The sequence below is a fragment of the Rhodococcus sp. BP-261 genome (assembly GCF_019835205.1).
In the GTDB taxonomy this organism is placed as follows: Bacteria; Actinomycetota; Actinomycetes; order Mycobacteriales; family Mycobacteriaceae; genus Rhodococcoides; species Rhodococcoides kyotonensis_B.
The window spans coordinates 137812-161993 of the sequence record NZ_JABUCO010000009.1; the positions used below are offsets into that span (position 1 = coordinate 137812).

General features: G+C 64.5%; 26 protein-coding genes and 1 tRNA gene. 16 read left to right on the forward strand and 11 right to left on the reverse strand.

The features are described from left to right. Positions 1 to 2: 2 nt before the first annotated feature. From pgm to HQ354_RS12925, 4 genes are all read left to right on the forward strand, one after another. Positions 3 to 1643, forward strand: a complete 1641-nt coding sequence (pgm, locus tag HQ354_RS12910; protein WP_222634753.1) for a phosphoglucomutase (alpha-D-glucose-1,6-bisphosphate-dependent) — start codon at positions 3 to 5, stop codon at positions 1641 to 1643. Next, entirely contained in the window at positions 1640 to 2869 is a 1230-nt protein-coding gene (locus tag HQ354_RS12915) for an MFS transporter (RefSeq protein WP_222634752.1), read from the forward strand. The genes pgm and HQ354_RS12915 overlap by 4 nt, the downstream gene beginning before the upstream one ends. A 38-nt stretch (positions 2870 to 2907) precedes the next feature. After that, entirely contained in the window at positions 2908 to 3660 is a 753-nt protein-coding gene (locus HQ354_RS12920) for a thioredoxin domain-containing protein (RefSeq protein WP_222634751.1), read from the forward strand. A gap of 95 nt (positions 3661 to 3755) precedes the next feature. Next, positions 3756 to 3828: transfer RNA gene (locus HQ354_RS12925), tRNA-Ala, on the forward strand. Positions 3829 to 3976: 148 nt separating this feature from the next. On the opposite strand, the gene HQ354_RS12930 is transcribed toward HQ354_RS12925, so the two are convergent. Continuing rightward, the gene (locus HQ354_RS12930; protein ID WP_222634750.1) at positions 3977 to 4324 is read right to left on the reverse strand and encodes an Lsr2 family protein; all 348 of its coding nucleotides are present in this window, start codon (positions 4322 to 4324) and stop codon (positions 3977 to 3979) included. A gap of 159 nt (positions 4325 to 4483) precedes the next feature. Continuing rightward, a complete protein-coding gene (locus HQ354_RS12935; RefSeq protein WP_222634749.1) occupies positions 4484 to 6184 on the reverse strand; it encodes an FAD-dependent oxidoreductase in 1701 nt (566 codons plus the stop codon). Between the two features lie 242 nt (positions 6185 to 6426). Between HQ354_RS12935 and HQ354_RS12940 the strand changes: the two genes are divergently transcribed. Then, positions 6427 to 7476 carry an N-acetylmuramoyl-L-alanine amidase gene (locus HQ354_RS12940; protein WP_222634748.1) on the forward strand — a complete coding sequence of 350 codons (1050 nt, stop codon included), beginning with the start codon at positions 6427 to 6429 and terminating at the stop codon, positions 7474 to 7476. Positions 7477 to 7487: 11 nt separating this feature from the next. Continuing rightward, positions 7488 to 8531: a GTP-binding protein gene (locus HQ354_RS12945; protein WP_068421327.1), complete on the forward strand. Its 1044-nt coding sequence runs from the start codon at positions 7488 to 7490 to the stop codon at positions 8529 to 8531. A 1-nt stretch (position 8532) separates the two neighbouring features. Here HQ354_RS12945 and HQ354_RS12950 read toward each other — a convergent pair whose 3' ends face one another. Genes HQ354_RS12950 through glp form a run of 3 tightly spaced genes read right to left on the reverse strand, consistent with a single transcriptional unit; the run spans position 8533 to position 11113 of the window. Next, complete coding sequence (locus HQ354_RS12950; RefSeq protein ID WP_068421587.1) at positions 8533 to 8937, reverse strand: molybdenum cofactor biosynthesis protein MoaE; 405 nt, start codon at positions 8935 to 8937, stop codon at positions 8533 to 8535. Between the two features lie 5 nt (positions 8938 to 8942). Continuing rightward, complete coding sequence (gene moaCB, locus HQ354_RS12955) at positions 8943 to 9932, reverse strand: bifunctional molybdenum cofactor biosynthesis protein MoaC/MoaB (protein ID WP_222634747.1); 990 nt, start codon at positions 9930 to 9932, stop codon at positions 8943 to 8945. Further along, entirely contained in the window at positions 9929 to 11113 is a 1185-nt protein-coding gene (gene glp / locus HQ354_RS12960; protein ID WP_254303385.1) for a gephyrin-like molybdotransferase Glp, read from the reverse strand. Before glp ends, moaCB begins: the two co-directional genes overlap by 4 nt. A 243-nt stretch (positions 11114 to 11356) precedes the next feature. On the opposite strand from glp, the gene moaA reads away from it, so the two are divergent. Continuing rightward, positions 11357 to 12427 carry a GTP 3',8-cyclase MoaA gene (gene moaA, locus HQ354_RS12965; RefSeq protein ID WP_068421319.1) on the forward strand — a complete coding sequence of 357 codons (1071 nt, stop codon included), beginning with the start codon at positions 11357 to 11359 and terminating at the stop codon, positions 12425 to 12427. Further along, complete coding sequence (locus HQ354_RS12970; protein WP_068421316.1) at positions 12420 to 12662, forward strand: MoaD/ThiS family protein; 243 nt, start codon at positions 12420 to 12422, stop codon at positions 12660 to 12662. Before moaA ends, HQ354_RS12970 begins: the two co-directional genes overlap by 8 nt. Before the next feature lie 19 nt (positions 12663 to 12681). Here HQ354_RS12970 and nadE read toward each other — a convergent pair whose 3' ends face one another. Then, positions 12682 to 13527, reverse strand: coding sequence for an ammonia-dependent NAD(+) synthetase (nadE, locus tag HQ354_RS12975; protein ID WP_068421313.1), 846 nt, complete (start codon positions 13525 to 13527; stop codon positions 12682 to 12684). A 36-nt stretch (positions 13528 to 13563) separates the two neighbouring features. On the opposite strand from nadE, the gene HQ354_RS12980 reads away from it, so the two are divergent. Beyond that, on the forward strand, positions 13564 to 14328 hold the full coding sequence (locus HQ354_RS12980; protein WP_068421310.1) for a fructosamine kinase family protein: 765 nt from the start codon (positions 13564 to 13566) through the stop codon (positions 14326 to 14328). Positions 14329 to 14334: 6 nt separating this feature from the next. Here HQ354_RS12980 and HQ354_RS12985 read toward each other — a convergent pair whose 3' ends face one another. After that, positions 14335 to 14931, reverse strand: a complete 597-nt coding sequence (locus HQ354_RS12985; RefSeq protein ID WP_068421585.1) for a TetR/AcrR family transcriptional regulator — start codon at positions 14929 to 14931, stop codon at positions 14335 to 14337. 105 nt (positions 14932 to 15036) lie between these two features. Here HQ354_RS12985 and HQ354_RS12990 point away from each other — a divergent pair, with 105 nt between their 5' ends. From HQ354_RS12990 to nrdF, 6 genes are all read left to right on the forward strand, one after another. Further along, complete coding sequence (locus HQ354_RS12990; protein WP_068421306.1) at positions 15037 to 15603, forward strand: NAD(P)H-dependent oxidoreductase; 567 nt, start codon at positions 15037 to 15039, stop codon at positions 15601 to 15603. A 29-nt stretch (positions 15604 to 15632) separates the two neighbouring features. Next, positions 15633 to 15755 carry a type B 50S ribosomal protein L36 gene (gene ykgO, locus HQ354_RS12995; RefSeq protein ID WP_068421304.1) on the forward strand — a complete coding sequence of 41 codons (123 nt, stop codon included), beginning with the start codon at positions 15633 to 15635 and terminating at the stop codon, positions 15753 to 15755. 580 nt (positions 15756 to 16335) lie between these two features. Continuing rightward, positions 16336 to 16569 carry a redoxin NrdH gene (locus HQ354_RS13000; RefSeq protein ID WP_068421582.1) on the forward strand — a complete coding sequence of 78 codons (234 nt, stop codon included), beginning with the start codon at positions 16336 to 16338 and terminating at the stop codon, positions 16567 to 16569. A 23-nt stretch (positions 16570 to 16592) separates the two neighbouring features. Continuing rightward, positions 16593 to 17057 (forward strand): class Ib ribonucleoside-diphosphate reductase assembly flavoprotein NrdI, encoded by a 465-nt coding sequence (gene nrdI, locus HQ354_RS13005; RefSeq protein ID WP_243636881.1) that lies wholly within the window; start codon positions 16593 to 16595, stop codon positions 17055 to 17057. A 38-nt stretch (positions 17058 to 17095) separates the two neighbouring features. Continuing rightward, on the forward strand, positions 17096 to 19258 hold the full coding sequence (gene nrdE, locus HQ354_RS13010) for a class 1b ribonucleoside-diphosphate reductase subunit alpha (protein ID WP_068421301.1): 2163 nt from the start codon (positions 17096 to 17098) through the stop codon (positions 19256 to 19258). Between the two features lie 51 nt (positions 19259 to 19309). Continuing rightward, positions 19310 to 20311 (forward strand): class 1b ribonucleoside-diphosphate reductase subunit beta, encoded by a 1002-nt coding sequence (nrdF, locus tag HQ354_RS13015; RefSeq protein WP_068421299.1) that lies wholly within the window; start codon positions 19310 to 19312, stop codon positions 20309 to 20311. Positions 20312 to 20351: 40 nt separating this feature from the next. Here the strand turns inward: nrdF and HQ354_RS13020 are convergent, their stop codons facing one another. The 4 genes from HQ354_RS13020 to HQ354_RS13035 all read right to left on the reverse strand — a co-directional run bounded on the left by HQ354_RS13020 (position 20352) and on the right by HQ354_RS13035 (position 23310). Continuing rightward, positions 20352 to 20549, reverse strand: coding sequence for a hypothetical protein (locus HQ354_RS13020; protein ID WP_068421296.1), 198 nt, complete (start codon positions 20547 to 20549; stop codon positions 20352 to 20354). 3 nt (positions 20550 to 20552) lie between these two features. Next, positions 20553 to 21470 (reverse strand): SPFH domain-containing protein, encoded by a 918-nt coding sequence (locus tag HQ354_RS13025; protein ID WP_068421292.1) that lies wholly within the window; start codon positions 21468 to 21470, stop codon positions 20553 to 20555. A gap of 273 nt (positions 21471 to 21743) precedes the next feature. Next, positions 21744 to 22217 (reverse strand): NUDIX domain-containing protein, encoded by a 474-nt coding sequence (locus HQ354_RS13030; protein ID WP_068421289.1) that lies wholly within the window; start codon positions 22215 to 22217, stop codon positions 21744 to 21746. 1 nt (position 22218) lies between these two features. Beyond that, the gene (locus HQ354_RS13035) at positions 22219 to 23310 is read right to left on the reverse strand and encodes an ABC transporter substrate-binding protein (protein ID WP_068421288.1); all 1092 of its coding nucleotides are present in this window, start codon (positions 23308 to 23310) and stop codon (positions 22219 to 22221) included. A 199-nt stretch (positions 23311 to 23509) separates the two neighbouring features. Here HQ354_RS13035 and HQ354_RS13040 point away from each other — a divergent pair. Next, positions 23510 to 24182 (forward strand): cbb3-type cytochrome c oxidase subunit I (locus HQ354_RS13040; protein ID WP_222634746.1); only part of this gene is annotated, 673 nt, incomplete at its 3' end.

Sequence of the window (24182 nt, forward strand, 5' to 3'; positions counted from 1 at the left end):
TCGTGGCGCACGACAGAGCAGGAACCGTGGCCCTACCGGAGGATCTCGTCGACCTTCCGCACCTGGTGACGGCGTACTACTCGCGCACGCCCGACGTGTCCGATCCGGGTCAACAGGTCGTCTTCGGTACCTCGGGACACCGCGGTTCCAGCCTGGACGGCGCATTCAACGAGGCCCACATTCTCGCGACGACACAGGCGATCGTCGAGTACCGGGCATCGCAGGGCATCACCGGCCCGTTGTTCATCGGCCGCGACACCCACGCGCTGTCCGAACCTGCATGGACGACGGCCTTGGAAGTGCTTGCCGCCAACGATGTCTCGGTTCTCGTCGATTCCGGGCAGGGATACACACCGACGCCCGCGGTCAGTCATGCGATCCTGCGACACAACGCATCCGGGCCGTCGGCTCAGGCCGACGGCATCGTCGTCACCCCATCGCACAACCCGCCGCGCGACGGTGGGTTCAAGTACAACCCTCCGCACGGCGGCCCGGCCGACAGCGACGCGACCAAGGTCATCGCGGAACGTGCGAACGCACTGCTGAAGAACGATCTGGCCGGAGTGAAGCGAGTATCGCTCGCCACGGCGCTGCGTACGACGGTGGGCGAGTACGACTACCTCGGTAGCTACGTCGACGATCTGCCGGGCGTCGTCGATCTCGACGCCATTCGGGCTGCGGGCGTGCGCATCGGGGCCGATCCGTTGGGCGGTGCCAGCGTCGACTACTGGACCGCGATCGCCGAACGTCACAACCTCGACCTCACCGTGGTCAATCCGCTCGTCGACGCCAGCTTCCGGTTCATGACGCTCGACACCGACGGCAAGATTCGCATGGACTGCTCGTCGCCGAACGCGATGGCGTCGCTGATCGCGGCGCGCGACAGCTACGACATCGCGACGGGTAACGACGCCGACTCCGACCGCCACGGGATCGTCACACCCGACGGTGGTCTGATGAACCCCAACCACTACCTCGCCGTTGCCATCGACTACCTGTTCACCCACCGGCCGGGCTGGTCGCCCGCGACGAAGGTCGGCAAGACGCTGGTGTCGTCGTCCATGATCGATCGCGTCGTCCAGGGGCTCGGCCGGTCGTTGATCGAGGTCCCGGTCGGCTTCAAGTGGTTCGTGTCCGGGCTCGTGACCGGCGACCTCGGTTTCGGTGGCGAGGAGAGCGCCGGAGCGTCGTTCCTGCGCACCGACGGCAGTGTCTGGACCACCGACAAGGACGGAATCATCCTCGCGCTGCTGGCGTCGGAGATCACCGCGGTCACCGGCAAGACCCCGTCGCAGCGCTACGGCGATTTCACCGCGCAGTACGGCAATCCGGCGTACGCGCGCGTCGACGCGCCCGCTACTCGCGAGCAGAAAGCAGTTCTGGCCGCGCTGTCTCCCGACCAGGTCACCGCGACCAGTCTCGCCGGCGAGACGATCACCGCCACCCTGACCGCAGCGCCCGGCAACGGAGCGGCGATCGGCGGATTGAAGGTGACGACGGAGAATGCGTGGTTCGCGGCGCGACCGTCGGGGACCGAGGACGTGTACAAGATCTACGCAGAGTCCTTCCACGGTGAGAAGCACCTGGCCGAAGTTCAGTCCGCCGCGAAAGAACTCGTGTCGCAGGCTCTGAAGGAATCGTGACGAGTTCGAACCCTTCGAGCTCTTCGGAACGCACGGATCGACTTCCCTCCGAGATCTGGGTCCTCGTCTCGGCGAGCTTCGTCATCGCGCTGGGATTCGGCATCGTCTCGCCTGCGTTGCCGCAGTTCGCTACCGAGTTCGGTGTCGGCGTCGTCGCGGCGTCGGCGGTCATCAGCACGTTCGCCGCGATGCGATTGGTGTTCGCGCCCGCGAGTGGAGCACTCGTGCAGAAACTCGGCGAGCGGCCCGTCTACCTGACGGGCCTGCTCATCGTCGCCGCGTCCACGGGTGCGTGCGCGGTCGCTCAGACCTACTGGCAGCTCTTGATCTTCCGTGGCCTGGGCGGTATCGGATCGACGATGTTCTCGGTGTCGGCGCTCGGCCTGTTGATTCGTATGAGTCCACCGCAGAGCCGTGGCCGGGTCTCGGGCATGTACGCGACGAGCTTCCTGATGGGGTCGATCGGGGGCCCGCTGGTCGGCGGTGCTCTCGTCGACTTCGGTCTGCGCGTGCCGTTCGTCGTCTATGCCGTCGCCCTCGTCGTCGCCGCGGCGGTCGTCTTCTTCAGTCTCGGAAAGGACGCCGGACGACAAGACGAACACGACTCGTCCGTGCCGGTGATGTCTCTGCGGGCTGCGTTGAAGGTGCCCGCGTACCGAGCCGCGCTCTCGTCGAACTTCGCCACGGGGTGGGCGGTCTTCGGTGTACGTGTCGCGCTCATTCCATTGTTCGTCATCGAAATACTCGACCGGTCCGCTGCCGTGGCTGCGATCGCGCTCGCGGTGTTCGCGGTCGGCAACGCGCTCGTCCTGATCGGGTCGGGTCGTCTGTCGGACGTACGCGGACGGAAGCCGTTCGTCGTACTCGGCCTCGTCGTCTCGGCGGCAGGCACAGCGGCCATCGGTCTGACCGAGCACATCGTCCCGTTCATGATCGCATCGTTCGTGGCGGGCGTCGGATCCGGAGCGATGACGCCGCCGCAGCAGGCGTCGGTCGCCGACATCATCGGTTCGAAGGCGCGCGGTGGTCCCGTGCTGTCGACCTTCCAGATGGTGGCGGACGTCGGCGCGATTCTCGGTCCGGTGATTGCAGGCGCCGTCGTCGAACATTATTCGTACGGAGCGGCTTTCGTCATGTCCGGCGTGATTCTGTTCGTCGCGGCGGTGTGGTGGATGTGCGTTCCCGACACCCTGGATCGATCGAAACCGGCCGAACGCGCGTCGTGACGAGTCGTCGACGCATGTAGATCCGTACTATTCGGACTGTGAGTCAGAACAGACCGTCCAGCGTCAAGCACACGCCGCAACCCACCTCCAGCACGTCCACCTACATTCTGGCGGGCGTCGCGCTCGTCGTCGTGGTGATCGTTGTCGTCGTCGCGATCCTGTGGCAGCGCGGCGGAGACGAACCACGCAACGACGGATACGGTTCCGTCAAGAACGCCGACGTCGCGCTGACGGTGCAGGACGGCGGGGTCGTTCAGCTCGCACGGCCGGGCGCGACCACGACGGTCGATCTCTTCGAGGACCCGATGTGTCCGTTCTGCGGCCAGCTCGAGATCAAGCACGGTCAGGAACTCGCGCAGAAGATCGACGACGGCGCCGTCGCCGTCCGCTATCACATGGTCGTTCTGCCGGGCCTCGACGCGGTGTCGGCGAGTGGCAACTATTCGAGCCGCGCAGCGGCCGCGTCGCAGTGCGTTGCTGCTTCGGAGAACGCGGTTGTCTATTCGGCGTTCCATTCCGGGCTTTTCGCGGCGGATTTCCAGCCCGAGGAGAACGCGGACTCGGACCGGTCCGATTCCGAACTCGCCGATCTCGCGCGTCGCAGCGGCGCATCGGATGTCACGGCCGAGTGCATCACGTCGGGCGCGATGGCCGAGCAGGCGGCAGCCGACGCCGACGGTGCCCGTGAAGCTCTGGCGGCAACCGGGGCTGCGGGGACCCCGGGCGTACTCGTCGACGGTTCGCTCGTCGACGCGCTCCGGGACTCCGGCTGGGTCGAGTCGATCGGCTGACGGCGACCGCGGCTCCGACCAGCTGATTTGTAGCTCCAAGTCGGCATGGTGTAACTTCGTTCAAGCAAACGCACTGCGGTGCGGGAGCGAAGTACGGGGCTATGGCGCAGCTGGTAGCGCACCACACTGGCAGTGTGGGGGTCAGGGGTTCGAGTCCCCTTAGCTCCACTCGAACACAAGCTTCACCGAAAAGGGAGTCACCGCGAGGTGACTCCCTTTTCTGGTTTTTCACGCTCGTCTCGCACTGCAGAGACGTCGGCGATCCCGCACCCCTGTCGTCGACGCCTCCGAGTCCGACCCGAGTCGGGTGGCTACGTCAGTGCGCTGCGTCGAAAGCGTGCTCGACGTCGGCTGGAATTCGGCCTCGCGCCGAGATCGCGTAGCCGTTCGCTTTCGCCCATTCTCGAATTGCCTTGGTCTGATTGGCGTCGCGTTTACCGCCCGCAGTCGCCGTCCCGACGGACTTCTTGGTTCGTTTTCCACCGACCCGCGCCGAGTGATCGATGTAGTAGTTCAGTTTGCGGTGAAATTCTTTCGCGTTCTTGTCGCTCAGGTCGATTTCGTAGTCGACGCCGTTGACGGAGAATGCAATGTGTTCGCCGCCCGACTCGATGGGCTTGTCATCGATATCGTCGACGAGTTGAACATAGACTTTCTTGGCCATTTCCGAAGTTCTCCAATGATGTTTTCGGGGTGCGTCGGTGCGAACGAAACGACTATACGACTGCGATCCCGAATAATCCATGCACGGTCTCCATCAGAACGCTTTTCTTTCCGACGCGCGATCCGAAATAGCAAGATCGCGGAACGGAACAATTGCGAATCAGTAACGATCGGTACGGTCGCGCACGACGGCAGAACGTAAGTCGTCGACTCCGACGTACTTGATGCGTGGGCGGCCGTGCTCTGCGCCCGCGTTTCTTTCCGCTTCGTCGATTCGCGACCAGTCCGAGAAATCCAGCGCGTCAGGGCATTTCTCGGCGAGTATCGCATCGAGTTCGACGCGTCCGTGCGGGGCGCGCGGAATGGATTCCGCGGCAATGTCTTCGAGAATGGCGGCGACGGTATGCGCGGCGCACTTTCTGTTGGTCCCGATGACACCCGACGGTCCTCTTTTGATCCACCCGGTGACGTAGACGCCCGGGACCGTCGATCCGTCGTCGTCGATCACACGTCCGTCTCGATTCGGAATGATTCCTCGGGTGTGGTCGAAAGGTACCGATTCGACAGCGCGGCCTCGATATCCCACCGAGCGAAGCACGAGACCGGTGTCGATCGTTTCCTCCTCGCCGGTCGGTTCGGTCGTGACCGTTCCGTCGTCGTGCACGGTCGACGTCGCACGCACGAACCGGATGGCGGAGACGGATTCGTCCCCGAGGATCTCGGCGGGAGACAACCCGAACCGAAGAATCAGCCGTTTCTTCGCCTCGTCGACCGGGTCCGATGTCGGGCGAGCAGCTATCTCCCGTGCTAGAGCCACTTTCATCACCGTCGTCGCTTCTGCGGAACCGGCGTCGATCGCAGTCCTCGTCGCCTCGTCCGTGGTGACGTCGTTCTCGGGCGTGTGGAGGTCGATCCACGGCGATGCCATGATCTCGAGCAACTCGGGCCCGGTGTACGCGGCATGCGAGGGACCTCGTCGTCCGACGACGACGACCTCGCGAACGGCACTCGAACGCAACGCCTCCAGTGCGTGATCGGCGATGTCGGTCTTCTCCAGTTCCGTGATGGGTGCCAACAGGATTCGGGCGACGTCGAGGGCGACATTGCCGTTGCCGACCACCACGGCACGGGGCGAACTCAGATCGTAGGTGCGATCTGCGTACTCGGGATGGCCGTTGTACCAGGCGACGAACTCGCGGGCCGAATGGCTGCCCGACAGTTCTTCGCCCGCAATCCCGAGGGTGCGGTCGTCGGCGGCTCCGGTCGCGTACAGAACGGCGTCGTGGTGGGCGATCAGGTCGTCATGGGTGAGATCGGAACCGATCTCCACGCCGAGGTGTAGCCGCACGGATTTCCGGCCCGCAACGCTGCGGAAGAGGTCCGTCACGGCCTTCGTGCCCGGATGATCGGGAGCGACGCCCGAACGTACGAGGCCGTACGGCGTCAGAAGTCGGTCGTACATCTCGACTTCGATGCCGCGAATGCCGGCCAATTCCGTCGCCGCATAGAACGCGGCAGGCCCGGTACCGACGACGGCGACGCGTCGGCCGGAGAAATCCACTCCCGCCCAGTTCCGTGGTTCGTCGTAGACACGGGCTCCCGACGGGTGCAACTCGAACCAGTCGGCATTCAGATCGAGATACCGACCCTGGGTGGCGTCGAGTTCGTGATCGGCCCGAATCGCGTCGACCGGGCATTCGTCGACACACGCGCCGCAGTCGATGCAGACGTCGGGTTCGATGTGCAGCATGTCCGACGTCATGAATTCCGGTTCGTCGGGAGTTGGATGAATGCAGTCGACGGGACAGACATCGGTGCACGACGCGTCGTTGCAGCACTGCTGGAGGATCACGAACGTCATGTAGTCGTTCTACCGCTCGGGTCACTCCGCCCGTGTCGAGATCGGAGGAACCTCGACAACAGTTCGGTCACGGCATGCTCACGATCGGTCATCGAAACTCGGCGGGCTGGTGTGGCTTCCGCACGTCTGTTTCACTTGGTGCGCAAGTGCCTGCTGTTGCCCATGTTCGCCGCAGTGGCTGTCGAGGTTCGAATCCGGAAGGGGAGCGGCTCATCGGCGACGGTCGATGGGTCCACATCGCGATGAAGAGAACTGCGCTGCTCGGCGTGTGGTCCGCGGGCGTGGTCGCCGCTGCGCTTCTGGCACCGGGCGTTGCCGCTGCCGAACCCGCCACCGGCACCGAATTGGCAGGCAAGACTGTGTTCCTCGACCCCGGGCGCCAGGGAACGAGCCACAGCGAGAATCTCGGCAAGCAGGTCGACGACGGCCGCGGCGGTACGAAGGATTGCCAGACGACCGGTATGACGACGGTGAACGGCGTCGCCGAGCACACCATCAACTGGAACGTGGCGAAGCTGGTGCAGTCGAGCCTCGAAAGCCTCGGAGCGACCGTCGTTCTGTCGCGTGACGACGATTCCGGATGGGGCGGATGCGTCGACGACCGAGCGAGAGCGGCCAGCGCGTCCGGAGCCGACGTCGCCGTCAGCATCCACGCCGACTCCACGTCCACCGGATCCGATCCGGGCAAGCGCGGATTCCACCTCATCGTTCCGACGCTGCCGATTCCCGACGCGGCGGCGAACGCCGCGCAGTCCGCGGGTGGTCGCGCGGCGTCGAACGCGATGCGCGACGCGTACACCAGGGCCGGTTTCTCGCCCGCGAACTACGCCGGAGCGGTCGACGGCATCCAGGAGCGCTCCGACGTCGCGGGACCCGCCCTGACGAGCGTTCCGCTGGTGTTCGTCGAGATGGGCAACGGCTCCGACCCGGACGACGCGTCGGTGCTCGAAAGCTCGGAGGGGCAGCTGAAGCACGCGATCGCACTGTCGACGGGCGTCATCGATTATCTGCTCGGTCCCGACGCCGGATCCGCCGAGTCGTCGCTGGAGTCCGAGACACCCGACGTCGTCGCGAAAAGCCCGGCAGCGTCGGTGTCTCCGTCGACGACCGCGTCTCCGTCCGCGGGTGCCACCGTCGGCGAGAGCGCGCTGTCGCGAGTGCTCGCCGGGATCGCGCCCTACATCGATTCCGCCGGCGTCGACGGGCTGACCGACCTCGTGACCGAGGACAACGTCGGTGCCGTCTCCACCTTCGCTCAGGGTCTGCTCCAGCAGATACTGGCACCCGAGTAGCGTCTTCGTGCGTGGCACGCGCGCGAGAAGACCGTCAGATCCCCGTCGTTCTCGTTTCGGGCTTTCTCGGTTCAGGGAAGACGACGCTGCTCAATCACCTGCTGCGCAACAACCGCGGGATCCGAATCGGCGTGGTGGTCAACGACTTCGGGTCGATCAACATCGATTCCATGATGGTCGCGGGTCAGGTCGACTCGATGGTGTCCCTCGGCAACGGGTGTCTGTGCTGCGCCGTCGACGCGGCGGAGATGGACACGATGTTCGACGCCTTGGCGAGCAGCGCGTCGAACATCGACGTCATCGTCGTCGAGGCCAGTGGTCTCGCGGAGCCGAGAAACCTGATCCGCCTCGTCCTGGCCAGCGAGAACCGTCGCATCGTCTACGGTGGCCTGGTCGGTGTCGTCGACGGAGTCGAGTTCGCCGGCACTCGTCGGTCGCACCCCGAGATCGACCACCATCTCCGACTCGCAGATCTGGTGGTGCTCAACAAGATCGACCGCCTGGACAGCGCAGAGCGTGCGGTCGTGCGAGACGTGGTGCGCGACATCGTCGGGGAGGTGCCGATCCTCGAGACCGCACACGGACGCGTCGACGCGCAACTGTTGTTCGACGTTCCCGAACGGACCGTCGACCGCACCGCGGCTCGTCAGCTGTCGTTCGACGAGCTTCTGTACGAGGAGGACGACCACTCGTCGCATCTCCACGCCGGCTATTCGACCACGACGTTGTTCAGCGACGAGCCGATGGATCCTCGTCGGTTCGTCGAGTTACTGGAGAATCCGTCGGGTGACGTCTATCGGAGCAAGGGTTTCGTGCACTTCGATGTCGACGGGTACCGCGGCAAGTACGTGCTGAACACGGTCGGACGACATATCCGACTGAATTCGGCGCGATGGGATCCGGGTGAGGTCGAGGCAACGCGGATCGTGCTGATCGGCACCGACATCGACGCCGAGTACGCCGAGGTGCGTTTCCTCGATTGCGTCCGCAGGCCCGGCGACGCGACCGATGCGTCGGCGATGCTGCCGGTGCATCGATACACGTCGCAGAACTGACCTACAGTCCGACCCATTCGGACGTGCCCGCGGCGAACTGCTGACGCTTCCAGATCGGCACCTCGGATTTGATGCGCTCGACGAGCGTCGCACAGGTGGCGAAGGCCTCGGCGCGATGCGCGGACGCAACCGCGGCCACGAGCGCGATGTCGCCGACGACGAGATCGCCGACTCGATGTACCGCGGCCACGGGTAGCCCGGACTCCGATGCGACTGCCGCGCAGCATCGTTCGAGGAATTTCTCCGCGTCGGGATGCGCCTGGTACTCGAGTGCCGAGACCGATTGTCCGCCATCGTGGTCACGCACCACCCCGGAGAAGACGACGACGGCTCCGTGTTCCGGGCCGGACACGGCGGCTTCGACGGCCGCGGCGTCGAGCGGTTCGGACGAGATCCTGGCGAGCATGAACTTCACTGTCCTTCTGTGTCGTCGTGGAGACCGCCGCCCGCTACCTGAGCCAGCAGGTGGTCGACGATCGGATCCAGTACTGCGAGACCGTCTTTCACGCCACCCGGGGATCCCGGGAGGTTGACGACGACGGTCGACCCGGCCAGGCCTGCGAGCCCTCGGCTGAGATTCGCGTGCGGGGTGACGTGGGTGCCCTTCGACCGAATGGCGTCGGCAACGCCGGGAAGCTCGCGGTCGAGAACGGCCGCGGTGGCCTCGGGTGTCGCGTCCGTGGGCGACACTCCGGTACCCCCGGTGCTGACGATCAGCGAGGGCCGCGTCGACAAGGCGTCGTCGAGGCCGGCTGCGATGTCGGCGTCGGCATAGACCAACGGTCCGCGCACGGTGAAGTCGCGCTCGGACAGCCATCGTGCGATCGCCGGGCCGGTCGTGTCCTCGCGGGTTCCGCGCGCGCCGCCGGTCGATGCGACCAGAACGACGGCCGACCGCGGCCCTGCCGGTTCCGACGTCGCGACTGCCGCGTCGTCGCGCGACCAACGGCCGCGTTTGCCGCCTTCCTTCGTCAGTAGTCGGACGCCGTTCATCGTCGCGGCGGGGTCGACGGCTTTCACCATGTCGTGCAGCGTGAGCCCGGCGACGGCGACAGCGGTCAGAGCCTCCATCTCCACGCCGGTCGCCCCCTTCGTCTTGGCGGTGGCCTCGACGGTGATGGTGGTGTCGGTGAACCCGAACCGGACATCGACGGACGACAACGCCAGCTGATGGCACAGCGGAATGAGCTCGGAGGTCTTCTTCGCGCCCGAGATCCCGGCGATGCGCGCGGTGGCGAGCACGTCGGCCTTGGGCATACCGTCGGCGCGTACGAGAGCGACGACTTCTGCCGTCGTCGCCAATTCTCCTGCGGCGACGGCGATTCGGGTGGTGTCGGACTTCGACGAGACGTCGACCATGCGTGCCCGGCCCTCGGAGTCGAGGTGAGAGAAGCCGCTCACAATGCCACCACCGATACCTCGGTGCCCGCATCGAGGGCAGTGACGTCGGCGGGGACGTCGACGAGCACGTCCGCCCATGCCATCGCGGCGACGAGGTGTGAGCCCGGTCCTGCGACGAGCGAGACATGACCGTCCTGCACGCTGCCGCGGAGGAACTGTCTCTTTCCCCGGATCGAGTCGATCGAATTCTTCAGTGGCACGGTGTGTTTCGGGAGCGGCGACAGTCCGGCCGCCTCGCGGACGATGTCGCGCGCGAACACCACGAACGAGACGACGGTGCTGACCGGATTTCCCGGGAAGTTCAGCACCGGTACACCGTCGACGACGGCTGTGCCCTGTGGTCCGCCGGGTTGCATGCGTACGGATCCGAACGTGCCGCCCATGGGCTCGAGTGCGTCCTTGACGACCTCGAAATCGCCCTTCGAGACGCCGCCGGACGTGATGACGAGATCGGCTGCGGTGACGGCGCTCGCCAGAACACCTCGGAACACCTCGGGGTCGTCGGAACTGCGCAGGACCGCGACGACGTCGGCACCGTTCGCGCGAAGGTGCGCTGCGAGCGTGATTCCGTTGGAGTCGTAGATCTGTCCGGGCTGCAGGTCGCTGCCTGCGTCGACGAGTTCGGCTCCGGTGGTGATCACCGCGACGCGCGGCCGCGAGACCACGTCGACGTGCGACAGTCCGACGGCGGCGAGGACGGCGACGTGCCGGGGCGCGAGCAGTTGTCCCGCGCGTACCAGCACCATTCCTCGGCGGACGTCGCTGCCCTGCTGACGGATGTACTCGCCGGCCTCACGTGACACGTTGATGGTGACGTCGTCGCCGTCACTCGTCGTGTTCTCGACGGGCACGATCGCGTCGGCGCCGTCGGGAACGGGAGCGCCCGTCATGATCTTCAGCGCGGTACCGGGCTGAAGAGTGCGATCGTGCGCACCGCCCGCCGCGACGGTGCCGACGACGCGCAGAACCGCGGGCACCGAGGCGATGTCGGCAGCACGTACGGCGTACCCGTCCATCTGAGAGTTCTCGAACAGTGGCAGATCCACCGGCGACGCGACGTCGGTGTGCGCGACGCGGCCGACCGCGTCGGCGACGGTGACCGATTCGGCGGTCCGATTCGTCATCGGTTGCAACAGTTCGCGGACGTGGGCTGCGTGGTCCTCGACCGAGGCCGCGCTCACGCCGGACACGTCCTGGCAGTCCGAGCAACACATTTCGTCATGTGACCGATCCTAGGCCGGGAGTGGAGCCTGCAGGAACGACCCTATGGTGCCGGGAGTAGAGCCTGCAGGAACGACCCCATTCTGCCGGGAGTGGAGCCTGCAGGAACGACCCCGTTAGGGGGAGCGATCGTCGAGGCTCCGAAGGGAACGGCATACTGGAAGAAGTTTCGACGACCACGTCTGCGTGGAAAGAAGGTGTGCATGACCGTCAGCAGCGTCGTCGGGCTCGGCATCCCTTCGGTGAAGAACACCGCGGTTCCGACTACCGACGATCGACCGAACGTCCCTGGTTTGTTGGACCGTTTCGGGCGTGTGGCTCGCGATCTTCGCGTGTCCATCACGGAGAAATGCTCGCTGCGCTGCACGTATTGCATGCCGGAGGAAGGCCTGCCACCGATCCCGGCGCCCGACTTGCTCTCGGCCGAGGAGATCGCGCGTCTGGTCGGTATCGCCGTCGCCCGCCTCGGCGTCGAGGAAGTGCGGTTCACCGGCGGCGAGCCGTTGATGCGCGCCGATCTCGCGGACATACTCGCGCAGACCTCCGCCCGTGCACCCGGCGTTCCGCTTGCGATGACCACCAATGCGGTCGGCCTCGAACACCGTGCCGAGCGCCTTGCCGCCGCCGGATTGCACCGCGTCAACGTGTCGCTCGATTCGATCGACCGAGCACATTTCGCGGAGCTGACTCGACGCGATCGGCTTCCGTCGGTTCTCGCGGGAATCCGCGCCGCGAAGCGGGCAGGCCTGACGCCGGTCAAGGTGAACGCGGTGCTCATGCCCGAAACACTGCATGGTGCAGCCGATTTGCTCGAATGGTGTCTGAACGAGGGAGTCCGGCTCCGTTTCATCGAGCAGATGCCGCTCGACGCCGATCACGAGTGGGCACGTTCGCGCATGCTCGACGCGGCTCGATTGCTCGACGTTCTGTCCGCCCGATTCGATCTGCGCGAGGTGGGCCGTGAGGATCCGTCGGCGCCTGCCGAGGAGTGGGCTGTCGACGGCACTTCCGACACCGTCGGAATCATCGCGTCGGTCACCCGCTCGTTCTGCTCGGAGTGCGACCGCACGCGTCTCACCGCGGAAGGAACTGTCCGGTCATGCCTGTTCAGCGATTCCGAAACCGACCTGCGTGCGGCGCTGCGCGGGGGAGCGTCGGACGAGGACATCGCAGATCTGTGGCGCGGTGCAATGTGGAACAAGTGGGCGGGCCATGGAATAGATGCGGACGATTTCGTGCCGCCGGCCAGAAGCATGGGAGCGATCGGTGGTTGAGGTTCGGTACTTCGCAGGAGCAGCCGACAAGGCGGGATGCGCGAAAGAGACGTTCGATCTGCAGCCGGGCAGCACGATCGCAGAGCTGAAAGCGGCTGTGGCACACCGGCACGGCGACGTCATGGCGGATGTGCTGCGCGTCTCGGCGTTTCTCGTCGGTGACGACCTCACGCGCGAGGAGACCGCCACGTTCGGCGACAGGGTGGATGTCCTGCCGCCGTTCGCGGGGGGCTAGAGAGCTCGGTCCGAACGGTTCAGTTCTCGGTGGTCCACCAGTCGTCGAAGGGTGTGACCGGTACGGCTCGTTTGTGCCGGGTGTTCAAGAACATTCGCTCGAGCTTCTCGGCGACGTCGTCGTCGACCTCCTTGCCTTCGAGGTAGTCGTCGATCTGGGTGTACGTGACGCCGAGGGCTTCCTCGTCGGGCAGGGCCGGGCGGTCGTCCTCCAGATCGGCAGTCGGTACTTTCTTCCACGTACTCTCGGGCGCTCCGAGTTCGCGCAGCAATGCCGCGCCCTGACGCTTGGACAGCCCCGTCAACGGAGTGATGTCGACGCCGCCGTCGCCGAACTTGGTGAAGAATCCGGTGATTGCTTCGGCTGCATGGTCGGTACCGACGACGACGTAGCCGAGCTCCCCGGCCAGCGCGTACTGCGCCACCATGCGCTCGCGGGCCTTGATGTTGCCGCGCACGAAGTCTCGTGTCGCCTCGGTGCCCAACGCCCGTGCCGCGGCCACCGCCGACGCGTCGGCAGCGTCCTTGATGTTGACCGTGACCGTGCGGTCGGGATCGATGAACTTCAACGAGACCTCGGCGTCGGCTTCGTCGGCTTGTACCCCGTAGGGCAGTCGGACGGCGAGGAACTCGGCCTCTGCCCCCTCGTTGCGCAGCTCTGCTGCGGCTCGCTGACACAGCTTGCCCGTGAGGGTGCTGTCCTGGCCGCCGCTGATCCCGAGAACGAAGCCCTTAGCGGGCGTCGACCGGAGGTACGCCTTGAGGAAGTCGACGCGTCGGGTGATCTCGGTGGCGGGATCGATGGTGGACTGGACTGCCAATTCGCGTTGGATACGCGTACGCAGCTCGGAACGGAGAAGGGCCATCGGGCCATCCTAAGGCGGTCGGTAGGCTGGTGCGCGATGTCTGCCGATACGTATTCGAAGACCGATCGCAGTGCACACCCGGATTTCTTCGCTGCGGAAGCCGCTGGCTTGCAGTGGCTTCGCGACGGGGGAGCAACCGTGGTGGACGTCCTGGACGTCGATCGAACTCACATCGAACTGGAACGGCTGATTCCGACGTCGCCCACCGGCGACGCCGCCCGCAGGTTCGGAGCCGAGCTTGCCGGCGCACACGATGCAGGCGCGCGTCAGTTCGGTTGTCCGCCGGAGGGTTTCACGGGTCAGATGTTCATCGGCGCTCGGCCGATGTCCAGCGTCGAACATCCCTCGTGGGGTGCGTTCTACATCGCCGAACGTGTTCTTCCGTTCCTCCGAACCGCGGTCGACGCGGGCAACATCTCCACCTCGGACGCGGCCGACGTCGAGCGCGCGTGCGGTCCGGTGGCCGACGGGGTGTTCGACGACGCCGACCCGCCCGCGCGCATTCACGGCGACCTGTGGACGGGAAACGTCGTGTGGACCGCATCGGGTGTCGTCATGATCGACCCGGCCGCGCACGGCGGCCACCGCGAGACCGATCTCGCGATGCTCCCGTTGTTCGGTGCGCCGTTGCTGGACGACATCGTCGACGGATATCGGTCGGTGCACCCGCTGCGGGACGGTTGGAAACAGCGCGTACCACTGCATCAGCTGCATCCACTCGCCGTGCATGCCGCCGGTCACGGACCCTCCTACGGAGTTGCTCTACGACGGGCTGCCGACGCCGTCGCACGACTCTCCTGAACCACGTCAGTTGCGAGTAGCCCTCCGCACCAATGCTTCCCATCCGTCGGCGAGGCGTTCCATGGACATTCCGAGGTCGCGGAACTGGTGGAGTACGAGAGTCGCCTCGAGCGGGGTCAACAATGCGTACGCGAGAAGTTCGAGATCGCCGTCGACGCCCGCCGCGCGCAACAGATTCAGCACGTGGGTGTAGTTGACCATGTGGGCAGGCGCGGAATAGCGCAGTCCCGGGGAATTCTCCGCCGCTCGCATCACCTCGCCCTGAACATGGACGAAATCCAGGCGAGCGCGGCCGAAGGCCACGAGGCGGTCGATGGGATCGGCCCCGGGGCCGAGTGGGGGAGGGCCGAACAGAAACGCGGCCTGCAGATCCTTCTCGGTGTGGTCCAGGAGTGCCTGCATCAGGCCCGATCGGCTTCCGAACCGCCGGAAGACTGTGCCCTTGCCCACACCGGCCTTGGCGGCGAGGCCGTCCATGGTCACCGCGTCGGCGCCGACGGTCGCGACCATCTCTGCAGCTGCATCCAGCAGAAGGCGTCGGTTGCGGGCCGCGTCGCAGCGCTCGGTCTCCTCGCCTGCGATGGGGAGCATGAAGTCGGTCACAACGGACAGTCTACCCGGTTGGGAATGAAAGTGGACCGCGGTCCGGTTGAGTGGTAGGAATTGATCGAACACCGGCTTTCACCCATACATCGAAGGAAGATCGTCATGAGCAACGCTCAGGTACTCGCACTTGTCGGAAGCCTCCGCGCCGACTCCGTCAACAAGCAGATCGCCGAGACCGCGGCATCGCTGGCCCCCGAGGGCGCCGAGGTGGTCGTCTACTCCGGCCTGGCCGAGGTTCCGTTCTACAACGAGGACATCGACGTCGACGGCAAAGTTCCCGCCGCTGCTCTCGAGCTGCGCGCCGCCGCCGAGAAGTCCACTGCATTCCTGTTGGTGACGCCCGAGTACAATGGCACGATCCCTGCCGTTCTGAAGAACGCCATCGACTGGCTGTCGCGCCCGTACGGCGCGGGTGCCGTCGTCGGCAAGCCTGTTGCCGTCATCAGCGCGTCCCCCAGTGGCAACGGCGCGAAGTGGGCGCACGACGACGCCCGCAAGGCTGTCGGCATCGCAGGCGGCAAGGTGCTCGAGGACGTCGAACTCACCATCGGCGGCACCATCGACAAGTTCGGTACGGGACACCCACGGGAGAACGCCGAGGTGGCCGGTCAGATCTCCACGGTCGTCACCGAGCTCGTCAAGGCGTCGAACGAACTGGTCAGCGCATAACGACAATCGTTTTCAGGTAGGGTTGTCGCATGAAGGTACGCAACTCGCTGAAATCGCTGAAAGACAAGCCGGGCGCCCAGGTCGTGCGACGTCACGGCAAGGTGTTCGTCATCAACAAGAAGGAGCCTCGCTTCAAAGCGCGTCAGCGCTGAGACGTGGAAGCGCGTCAGCGCTGAATGGGCTTCCTCTGCCGGACCCCCGAACTCGCGAAGTTCGGGGGTCTCGCACGTTTCGGGCCGGGTGAGCTCGGGGCACTCCAGTGAGACGGTGCGGACGGAGAGAAGGCAGTTTTCACCCTTTGTGTGTGGCGTGTCGGCTTGCGTGCCGACGGCGGGCGGCAGTCGTCGTCTTCTGTGTTCGACGTCACCGCGAGCCTGTGATCTGCGACACGCTGACGTGACCACGACGTTCCGAGATGCGTAGGGCTATGACCAGGAATTTCATCAATGTTGTTCGCAACATCTCGTGTTGTAGGTATATGTCGGCCACTAGGTGTAGTGTTTGAACCGTCGAGAGGCCACAACGCGACAAGCCGCTGATCCCACCGGGCGATGGGCTTGTGCAGCGGGTGGAACTCCTGCCGAGATCGCGGAAATTGTGAACGTTCACGGGTCTGGGCAAGTCGACGAGTTCGAAGACGAACGCGTCGGCTCGAACGCTCGACAGAACACGCAGCGCATATCGACATCTCGGACACTTACCGCGATTTCGGCCAGGGAGAAGGGACCCCTCATGAGCATCACCGTCTACACCAAGCCCGCCTGCGTTCAGTGCAATGCCACCTACCGCGCCCTCGACAAAGAGGGCATCGAGTACACCGTCGTCGACATCTCGCAGGACCCCGAGGCCCGTGACTACGTCATGGCGCTGGGCTACCTGCAGGCTCCCGTCGTCGTCGCCGGTGACGAGCACTGGTCGGGCTTCCGCCCCGACCGCATCAAGGCGCTCAGCGCGAGCGTTGCTTGAACAGAAAATGGAGATGAGCAGGTGTGACTTCCGCTCTCACTCCCCGGTCGACGCATCCGATCGTGTACTTCTCGAGTGCGTCCGAGAACACGCACCGATTCGTCGTCAAGCTCGGTCTTCCGGCCAGTCGGATTCCCCTGCATCATCCTGAGAACTTCGTGGTGGATCAGCCGTACGTGCTGATCGTGCCCACCTATGGCGGGGGAATGACGTACCTGGGACGTGACACCAATTACGTTCCCAAGCAGGTCATCAAGTTTCTCAACCAGAAGCACAACCGATCTCTGATCAGAGCGGTCATCGCAGCGGGCAACACCAACTTCGGTGACTCGTTCTGCTTTGCAGGCGACGTCATTTCACAGAAGTGCGCAGTTCCGTATCTCTACCGATTCGAGCTGATGGGCACGCCCGAGGATGTTCACCGAGTACGCGATGGGCTCGAGGACTTCTGGGAACGCGAGTCCCGCCGCGCAGAACAAATTCACTAGTCACACACCGGAACACACGAGGAACTGGAGCGATCGCCGTGGCACCGACCATCACAGAGGCAGCACCCGTCAAGGCCGATCGGTCGGCGAGCGACCTGGACTATCACGCGCTGAACGCGATGCTGAATTTGTACGGACCCAACGGCGAAATTCAGTTCGACAAGGACCGCGAAGCGGCCAACCAGTACTTCCTGCAGCACGTCAACCAGAACACGGTGTTCTTCCACGACCTCGACGAGAAGCTCGACTACCTCGTCGAGGAGAACTACTACGAGCCCGAGGTGCTCGACCAGTACTCGCGCGAGTTCGTGAAGTTCCTCATCAACCACGCGTACTCGAAGAAGTTCCGGTTCCCGACGTTCCTGGGTGCGTTCAAGTACTACACGTCGTACACGCTGAAGACGTTCGACGGTAAGCGCTACCTCGAGCGTTTCGAGGATCGTGTGTGCATGGTCGCGCTGACGCTTGCCGCCGGCGACGAAGCTCTCGCAACCGATCTCGTCGACGAGATCATCGCCGGTCGGTTCCAGCCGGCCACGCCGACGTTCCTGAACTCGGGAAAGAAGCAGCGCGGAGAACCCGTGTCGTGCTTCCTGCTGCGCATCGAGGACAACATGGAGTCCATCGGTCGTTCGATCAACTCGGCTCTGCAGCTGTCCAAGCGCGGAGGCGGAGTTGCGTTGCTGCTGAGCAATATTCGCGAGGCCGGCGCGCCGATCAAGCGCATCGAGAACCAGAGCTCCGGCGTCATCCCGATCATGAAGCTGCTCGAGGACTCGTTCTCGTACGCCAACCAGCTCGGTGCGCGTCAGGGAGCGGGTGCGGTGTACCTGCACGCCCATCACCCCGACGTCTACAAGTTCCTCGACACCAAGCGTGAGAACGCCGACGAGAAGATCCGTATCAAGACGCTGTCGCTCGGAATCGTCATCCCGGACATCACGTTCGAGCTGGCGAAGAAGAACGAAGAGATGTACCTGTTCTCGCCGTACGACGTCGAGCGCATCTACGGCGTCCCGTTCGCCGACATCAACGTCACCGAGAAGTACTACGAGATGGTCGACGACAGGCGAATTCGCAAGACCAAGATCAAGGCACGCGAATTCTTCCAGACGCTCGCCGAGCTGCAGTTCGAATCCGGCTACCCGTACATCATGTTCGAGGACACCGTGAACCGGGCGAACCCGATCGAGGGCAAGATCACGCACTCGAACCTGTGCTCGGAGATCCTGCAGGTCTCGACGCCGTCGCTGTTCAACGACGATTTGTCGTACAGCCATGTCGGCAAGGACATTTCGTGCAACCTCGGCTCGCTGAACATCGCGAAGACGATGGATTCGCCCGACTTCGGCAAGACGATCGCCGTCGCGATACGCGGATTGACGGCCGTCTCCGATCAGACGCACATCTACTCGGTGCCGTCGATCGAGCAGGGCAACAACGACTCTCACGCCATCGGTCTCGGCCAGATGAACCTGCACGGATACCTCGCTCGAGAGCGCATCTACTACGGCTCGACCGAGGGCATCGATTTCACGAACATCTACTTCTACACGGTGCTGTTCCACGCGATCCAGGCGTCGAATCAGCTCGCCAAGGATCGAGGGTCGTACTTCAAGGGCTTCCCGCAGTCCAAGTACGCGTCGGGTGAATTCTTCGACAAGTACACCGATCAGGTGTGGGAGCCGAGCACGGCGCGCGTCGCCAAGCTGTTCGCCGACGCCGAGGTACACATCCCGACGCAGGACGACTGGACCGCGCTGAAGAAGTCGGTGCAGGAGTACGGCATCTACAACCAGAACCTGCAAGCCGTCCCGCCGACGGGGTCGATCTCGTACATCAACAACTCGACGTCGTCGATTCACCCCGTGGCGTCGAAGATCGAGATCCGCAAGGAAGGCAAGATCGGTCGCGTCTACTACCCGGCGCCGTACCTGACCAACGACAACCTGGACTACTACCAGGATGCGTACGAGATCGGCTACGAGAAGATCATCGACACGTACGCCGCGGCGACGCAGCACGTCGATCAGGGACTGTCGTTGACGCTGTTCTTCAAGGACACCGCGACGACCCGCGATATCAACAAGGCGCAGATCTACGCGTGGCGCAAGGGGATCAAGACGCTGTACTACATCCGTCTGCGTCAGATGGCCCTCGAGGGCACCGAGGTGGAGGGTTGCGTCAGCTGCATGCTGTAGTGAGCAGTGCTCACTGATCTAGACTGAGTCGAACCGACGCAAGGACATTTCATGACAGCAGCACCGCATTCGCCTGCGGACGGGGCGAAGATCAAGCTCATCGACCGCGTCTCCGCGATCAACTGGAACCGCGTCCCGGACGACAAGGACGCGGAAGTCTGGGAGCGGCTGACCAGCAACTTCTGGCTTCCCGAGAAGGTCCCGGTCTCGAACGACATCCCGTCGTGGCAGACGCTGACCGCTACCGAGAAGCAGTTGACGATGCGGGTGTTCACCGGCCTGACGTTGCTGGACACCATTCAGGGCACGGTCGGCGCCGTCAGCCTCATTCCCGACGCCGTCACCCCGCACGAAGAGGCCGTCTACACGAACATCGCGTTCATGGAGTCGGTGCACGCCAAGAGCTACAGCTCGATCTTCTCGACGCTGTGCTCCACGCGCGACATCGACGACGCGTTCCGCTGGTCCGAGGAGAACTCGAACCTGCAGCGCAAGGCAGAGATCGTTCTCGACTACTACAAGGGCGACGACCCACTGAAGCGCAAGGTCGCGTCGACGCTGCTCGAGTCGTTCCTGTTCTACTCGGGCTTCTACCTGCCGATGTACTGGTCGTCGCGCGCAAAGCTGACCAACACGGCAGACCTGATCCGTCTGATCATCCGTGACGAGGCAGTGCACGGGTACTACATCGGATACAAGTACCAGCGCGGACTCGAAAAGCTCACCGAGGCAGAGCGCGAGGACCTGAAGGCGTACACGTTCGAGCTGCTGTTCGAGCTGTACGACAACGAGGTCGAGTACACCCAGGACCTCTACGACGAGATCGGTCTCACCGAGGACGTCAAGAAGTTCCTGCGGTACAACGCCAACAAGGCGCTCATGAACCTGGGCTACGAGGGTCTGTTCCCGAAGGACGAGACCGACGTCAACCCGGCGATCCTGTCGGCGCTGTCGCCGAATGCCGACGAGAACCACGACTTCTTCTCCGGATCCGGCTCGTCGTACGTCATCGGCAAGGCAGTCAACACCGAAGACGAAGACTGGGACTTCTGATCCTCCGGTAGTTGTCGCGACGGGGACGACCCCCGGGCCGTCACGAGCCCGGGGGTCGTCCCTGTTTGCGTATCTTCTCCGCGTCCTTCGGCATTCGTCCCTGCTCCGTCAACGCTCGACGAAGCAGGAACTCGATCTGTGCGTTGGTGCTGCGGAGGTCGTCGGCGGCCCAGCGGGCCAGTGCGTCGTGCACCGCCGGGTCCAGCCGCAGCAACAGCTTCTTACGTTCGACTGCCATGGGTCACTGGTAGAGCGATCCGGTGTTCACCACGGGCTGAGTATCCCGGTCGCTGCAGAGGACGACGAGCAAGTTCGACACCATCGTGGCCTTTCGCTCCTCGTCGAGTTCGACGACGTGCTTCTCCTCCAGTCGCGACAGCGCCATGTCGACCATTCCGACGGCGCCCTCGACGATCTGCTGACGGGCTGCGATGACGGCGCCGGCCTGCTGACGTCGCAACATCGCCTGGGCGATCTCCGGTGCATAGGCGAGACGGTTGATACGCGTCTCGACGACCTCGACGCCTGCCGACCTGACCCGGGCGTGCACCTCCTCGGACATCGCCGCCGTGATCTCGTCTGCGTTCTCGCGCAACGACATTCGACCTTCGGCGTCGTACGGATAGCTGCCGGCGATGTGCCGCACCGCCGATTCGGTCTGCACGGCCACGAATTCTTCGTAGTCGTCGACCTGGAACGATGCCAATGCGGTGTCCGCCACCTGCCAGACGACGATCGCCGATATCTCGATCGGGTTGCCGTCGGCATCGTTGACCTTCGACTGACCCGTCTCGTGATTGCGGATACGGGTGGAGATCGCTCTACGGATGGTCAACGGGTTCGTCCATCGCAGCCCAGGCGTGCGGAGCGTTCCGCTGTACGAACTGCCCAGAAGTTGCAGCACCCGAGCCTGATTCGGCTGCACCAGGGTGAGACCCATCAATGCCGTCAGCGCCACCAGAAAGATCACGACGCTGCCGATGACCCCCGGGATCGATTCGGACAGGATTGCAGGAACGAACACGGCGATGCTTCCGAGGAAGAGAAGGGTGCCGGCCCCGAGCATCCACCAACCGGGCAGATCCCAACCGGGGCGTTCGGCAATCGTCGTCGTGGGGGTGCCCGTCGGCTTCTCGGCGACGGTCGTGGGTGTGGACATTTCGGTCTCCCTGCGTCGTAGTGATACTAAAGTGATATCACATTTCCGCCGCACGTACCGACCGAATGTCACGTTCGGTCACTCGGAGTGAGCAAGGGACGCCCTCGGTCCGGCCGGGGTGGGGGCGGGATGCCAGCGAGGGGCGCCTTCGGTCACTTCGAGTGAGCAAGGGACGCCCTCGGTCCGGGCGGGCTGGGCGCGGGATGCCAGCGAGGGGCGCCTTCGGTCACTCGGAGTGAGCAGGGGACGCCCTCGGTCCGGGCGGGGTGGGGGCTAGCGCCGAAACCAGGCTTCCGCAGACCCGCTGAGCGCCTTGGAGATTCGCAGCCGCGAGGTGTCGGTCAGGTCGTCGGGCAATGCGTCGACGTCGAACCAGCCGACCGCAAGGTTCTCGTCGTCGGCGACGCGGGCTTCGCCGTCGGTGTGGCGGGCGAGGAAGGTGAGGTCCAGGTATTGGGCGACGTCGCCGTTCGGGTAGGTGATCTTCTCGGTGACGTCGACGCTCGTGAGTCGGACGAGTTCGGCGCCCAGGCCCGTCTCCTCGGCGATCTCGCGCAGCGCGGCGGGCCCGGGTTCTTCACCGGGTTCGAGGATGCCGGACACGATGGCCCAGAGCCCGTTGTCGCGGCGACGCGTCAGCAGGATTCGTCCGTCGGCGTCGAGGACCACCGCGCTGACCCCCGACAGCCACAGAGGCGACGTACCGATCCGACTGCGCAGGGCGAGGACGAACTCGGGGATCGGCATATCAGGAAACGTACGCGTTCAACGAGTTCGTCACATCCGCAAGCATCGCGCGAGCCGCGACAATGCCGCTGCTCGACCAGACGGTGTCGTCGACGACGAACACTCGACCGTCCTTCGCGGCGCCGAGGTCCTTCCAGCCGTCCCCGTCCATCACGTCGGTGCCGAACGACTCGCCGTCGTCTCCGTCGAATCGGGCGTAGACGATGTCGCCCTCGACTGCGGACAGATCGTCGGCGGGCACCGTGTTCTCGGCGTCCTGCTGTGACGGCGGCCGGCCGACGCCGACCTCGGCGAGCACCTCGGACGCGAACGACGACGGGCCGTCGGTGACGATCGAGTCGGGCAGGAATCGGACGACCGATGCTTGGGTCTGGGTGGCGTTCACATCGCGCCCGACCTGTTCGGCGTCGGCGGTGAAGCGCGCCAGCTCGTCGAAACCGGTCTGTCCACGTCCGAGCGCGGCTGCGGACTGCAGAAACGTGCCCTTCCACCCGGAATCCGACGAGGTGAAGACCGTCGGCGCGATCCCGCTCAACGATCGGTAGGTCTCTGTGCCCAGCGAGTCGGCGCCGATGATCAGATCGGGGTTCAGCCCGGCGATGGCATCCAGATCCGGTGAGTCGACCGTTCCGACGCCGGGGATCTCGGCAATTCCGGTACCGAGATACAACTCCTGGTCTCCGTCACCGCGGAAGTCCGGATCCAGCGTCGACGCGCCGACGACGCGTTCCCACACTCCCAGCGCGCAGGTGGCGTCCAGTGCGGCCGCGTCCAACACGACGATGCGCATGGGGTCCGCCGGGATCTCGCTGATTCCTTCGCTGTGGCCGACAGGTCGCACCGAACCTTCGATGCCCGTCGGGTCGAGCGGCGCGGTCGCGGGGCACAGCCCGGTCGTCGGACGATTGTTTCCGACGACGCCTGCCCCCGCGATGTTGGTCGTACTACGCACGATGGTCGACGCGTTGTCCTCGGACTCGGAGGTGCCCGAGCATGCCGTGACGGTCAGTGCAACACCGACCGCGAGCGCGAGTGCGGTGATGCGATGAGCCGGAAGTGAAGCAGGGACTGACCGAAACGACTGTCTGGACAACTCGTGAAATTCCTAACGGGAGTCGGATGCCGTCACACCCTATCCGGCCGCGCTTCCGGGCAGGTGCGACGTTCGAGTACGACACTCGGTAGGACCGGTGAGGCGAGGCGCCGAGTCAAGGTCTACGATTCGACGTAGCGCAAGACACCCGGACGTGCCCTCGCATGCTCGCCGACGGGACGCATCTTCAGGAGGATCAGTGACTGCCCTAGCGCCTAGGCCGACTCCCGCGGTGGAAGCGGCACGGCCGTTTCCGCCGCGGATGGGACCGAAGGGTTCTTTCATTCACAAGGCGGTGACGACGACTGATCCCAAGGTGTTGGGGATCATGTACATCGCGACGTCGATCGCGTTCTTCTTGGTCGGCGGGTTGATGGCGTTGTTGATGCGCGCCGAGTTGGCTGTGCCGGGGATGCAGTTCCTGTCGAACGAGCAGTACAACCAGTTGTTCACCATGCACGGCACGATCATGTTGCTGTTGTATGCGACGCCGATCGTGTTCGGGTTCGCCAATTACATTCTGCCGTTGCAGATCGGCGCCCCGGATGTGGCGTTCCCGCGGTTGAATGCGTTCTCGTATTGGTTGTATCTGTTCGGTGCGTTGATCACCACGGCCGGGTTCATCACCCCCGGTGGCGCGGCGGACTTCGGCTGGACTGCGTACACCCCGCTCACGTCGGCGTTGCATTCGCCGGGTGTGGGTGCGGATCTGTGGATCATGGGTCTGGCGGTTGCTGGTCTGGGTACCATTTTGGGTGGCGTGAACATGATCACCACGGTGATCTGTCTGCGGGCGCCGGGAATGACGATGTTCCGGATGCCGATCTTCACCTGGAACATTCTGGTCACCTCGATCCTGATCCTGCTGGCGT

What these genes read in the sequence shown, in the direction of transcription:
- nadE (WP_068421313.1), bottom strand. Translation starts at nt 13,527, where the DNA reads ATGGCCCTTCTCCGTTCCGAGCTGCGTACGCGTATCCAACGCGAATTG.
- HQ354_RS13025 (WP_068421292.1), bottom strand. Translation starts at nt 21,470, where the DNA reads ATGTCCACACCCACGACCGTCGCCGAGAAGCCGACGGGCACCCCCACG.
- ykgO (WP_068421304.1), top strand. Translation starts at nt 15,633, where the DNA reads ATGAAGGTACGCAACTCGCTGAAATCGCTGAAAGACAAGCCGGGCGCC.
- HQ354_RS12950 (WP_068421587.1), bottom strand. Translation starts at nt 8,937, where the DNA reads ATGCTCGCCAGGATCTCGTCCGAACCGCTCGACGCCGCGGCCGTCGAA.
- HQ354_RS13030 (WP_068421289.1), bottom strand. Translation starts at nt 22,217, where the DNA reads ATGCCGATCCCCGAGTTCGTCCTCGCCCTGCGCAGTCGGATCGGTACG.
- HQ354_RS12940 (WP_222634748.1), top strand. Translation starts at nt 6,427, where the DNA reads ATGAAGAGAACTGCGCTGCTCGGCGTGTGGTCCGCGGGCGTGGTCGCC.
- HQ354_RS12930 (WP_222634750.1), bottom strand. Translation starts at nt 4,324, where the DNA reads ATGGCCAAGAAAGTCTATGTTCAACTCGTCGACGATATCGATGACAAG.
- HQ354_RS12935 (WP_222634749.1), bottom strand. Translation starts at nt 6,184, where the DNA reads ATGACGTTCGTGATCCTCCAGCAGTGCTGCAACGACGCGTCGTGCACC.
- moaA (WP_068421319.1), top strand. Translation starts at nt 11,357, where the DNA reads ATGACCGTCAGCAGCGTCGTCGGGCTCGGCATCCCTTCGGTGAAGAAC.
- HQ354_RS12990 (WP_068421306.1), top strand. Translation starts at nt 15,037, where the DNA reads ATGAGCAACGCTCAGGTACTCGCACTTGTCGGAAGCCTCCGCGCCGAC.
- HQ354_RS13000 (WP_068421582.1), top strand. Translation starts at nt 16,336, where the DNA reads ATGAGCATCACCGTCTACACCAAGCCCGCCTGCGTTCAGTGCAATGCC.
- HQ354_RS12980 (WP_068421310.1), top strand. Translation starts at nt 13,564, where the DNA reads ATGTCTGCCGATACGTATTCGAAGACCGATCGCAGTGCACACCCGGAT.
- HQ354_RS13020 (WP_068421296.1), bottom strand. Translation starts at nt 20,549, where the DNA reads ATGGCAGTCGAACGTAAGAAGCTGTTGCTGCGGCTGGACCCGGCGGTG.
- nrdF (WP_068421299.1), top strand. Translation starts at nt 19,310, where the DNA reads ATGACAGCAGCACCGCATTCGCCTGCGGACGGGGCGAAGATCAAGCTC.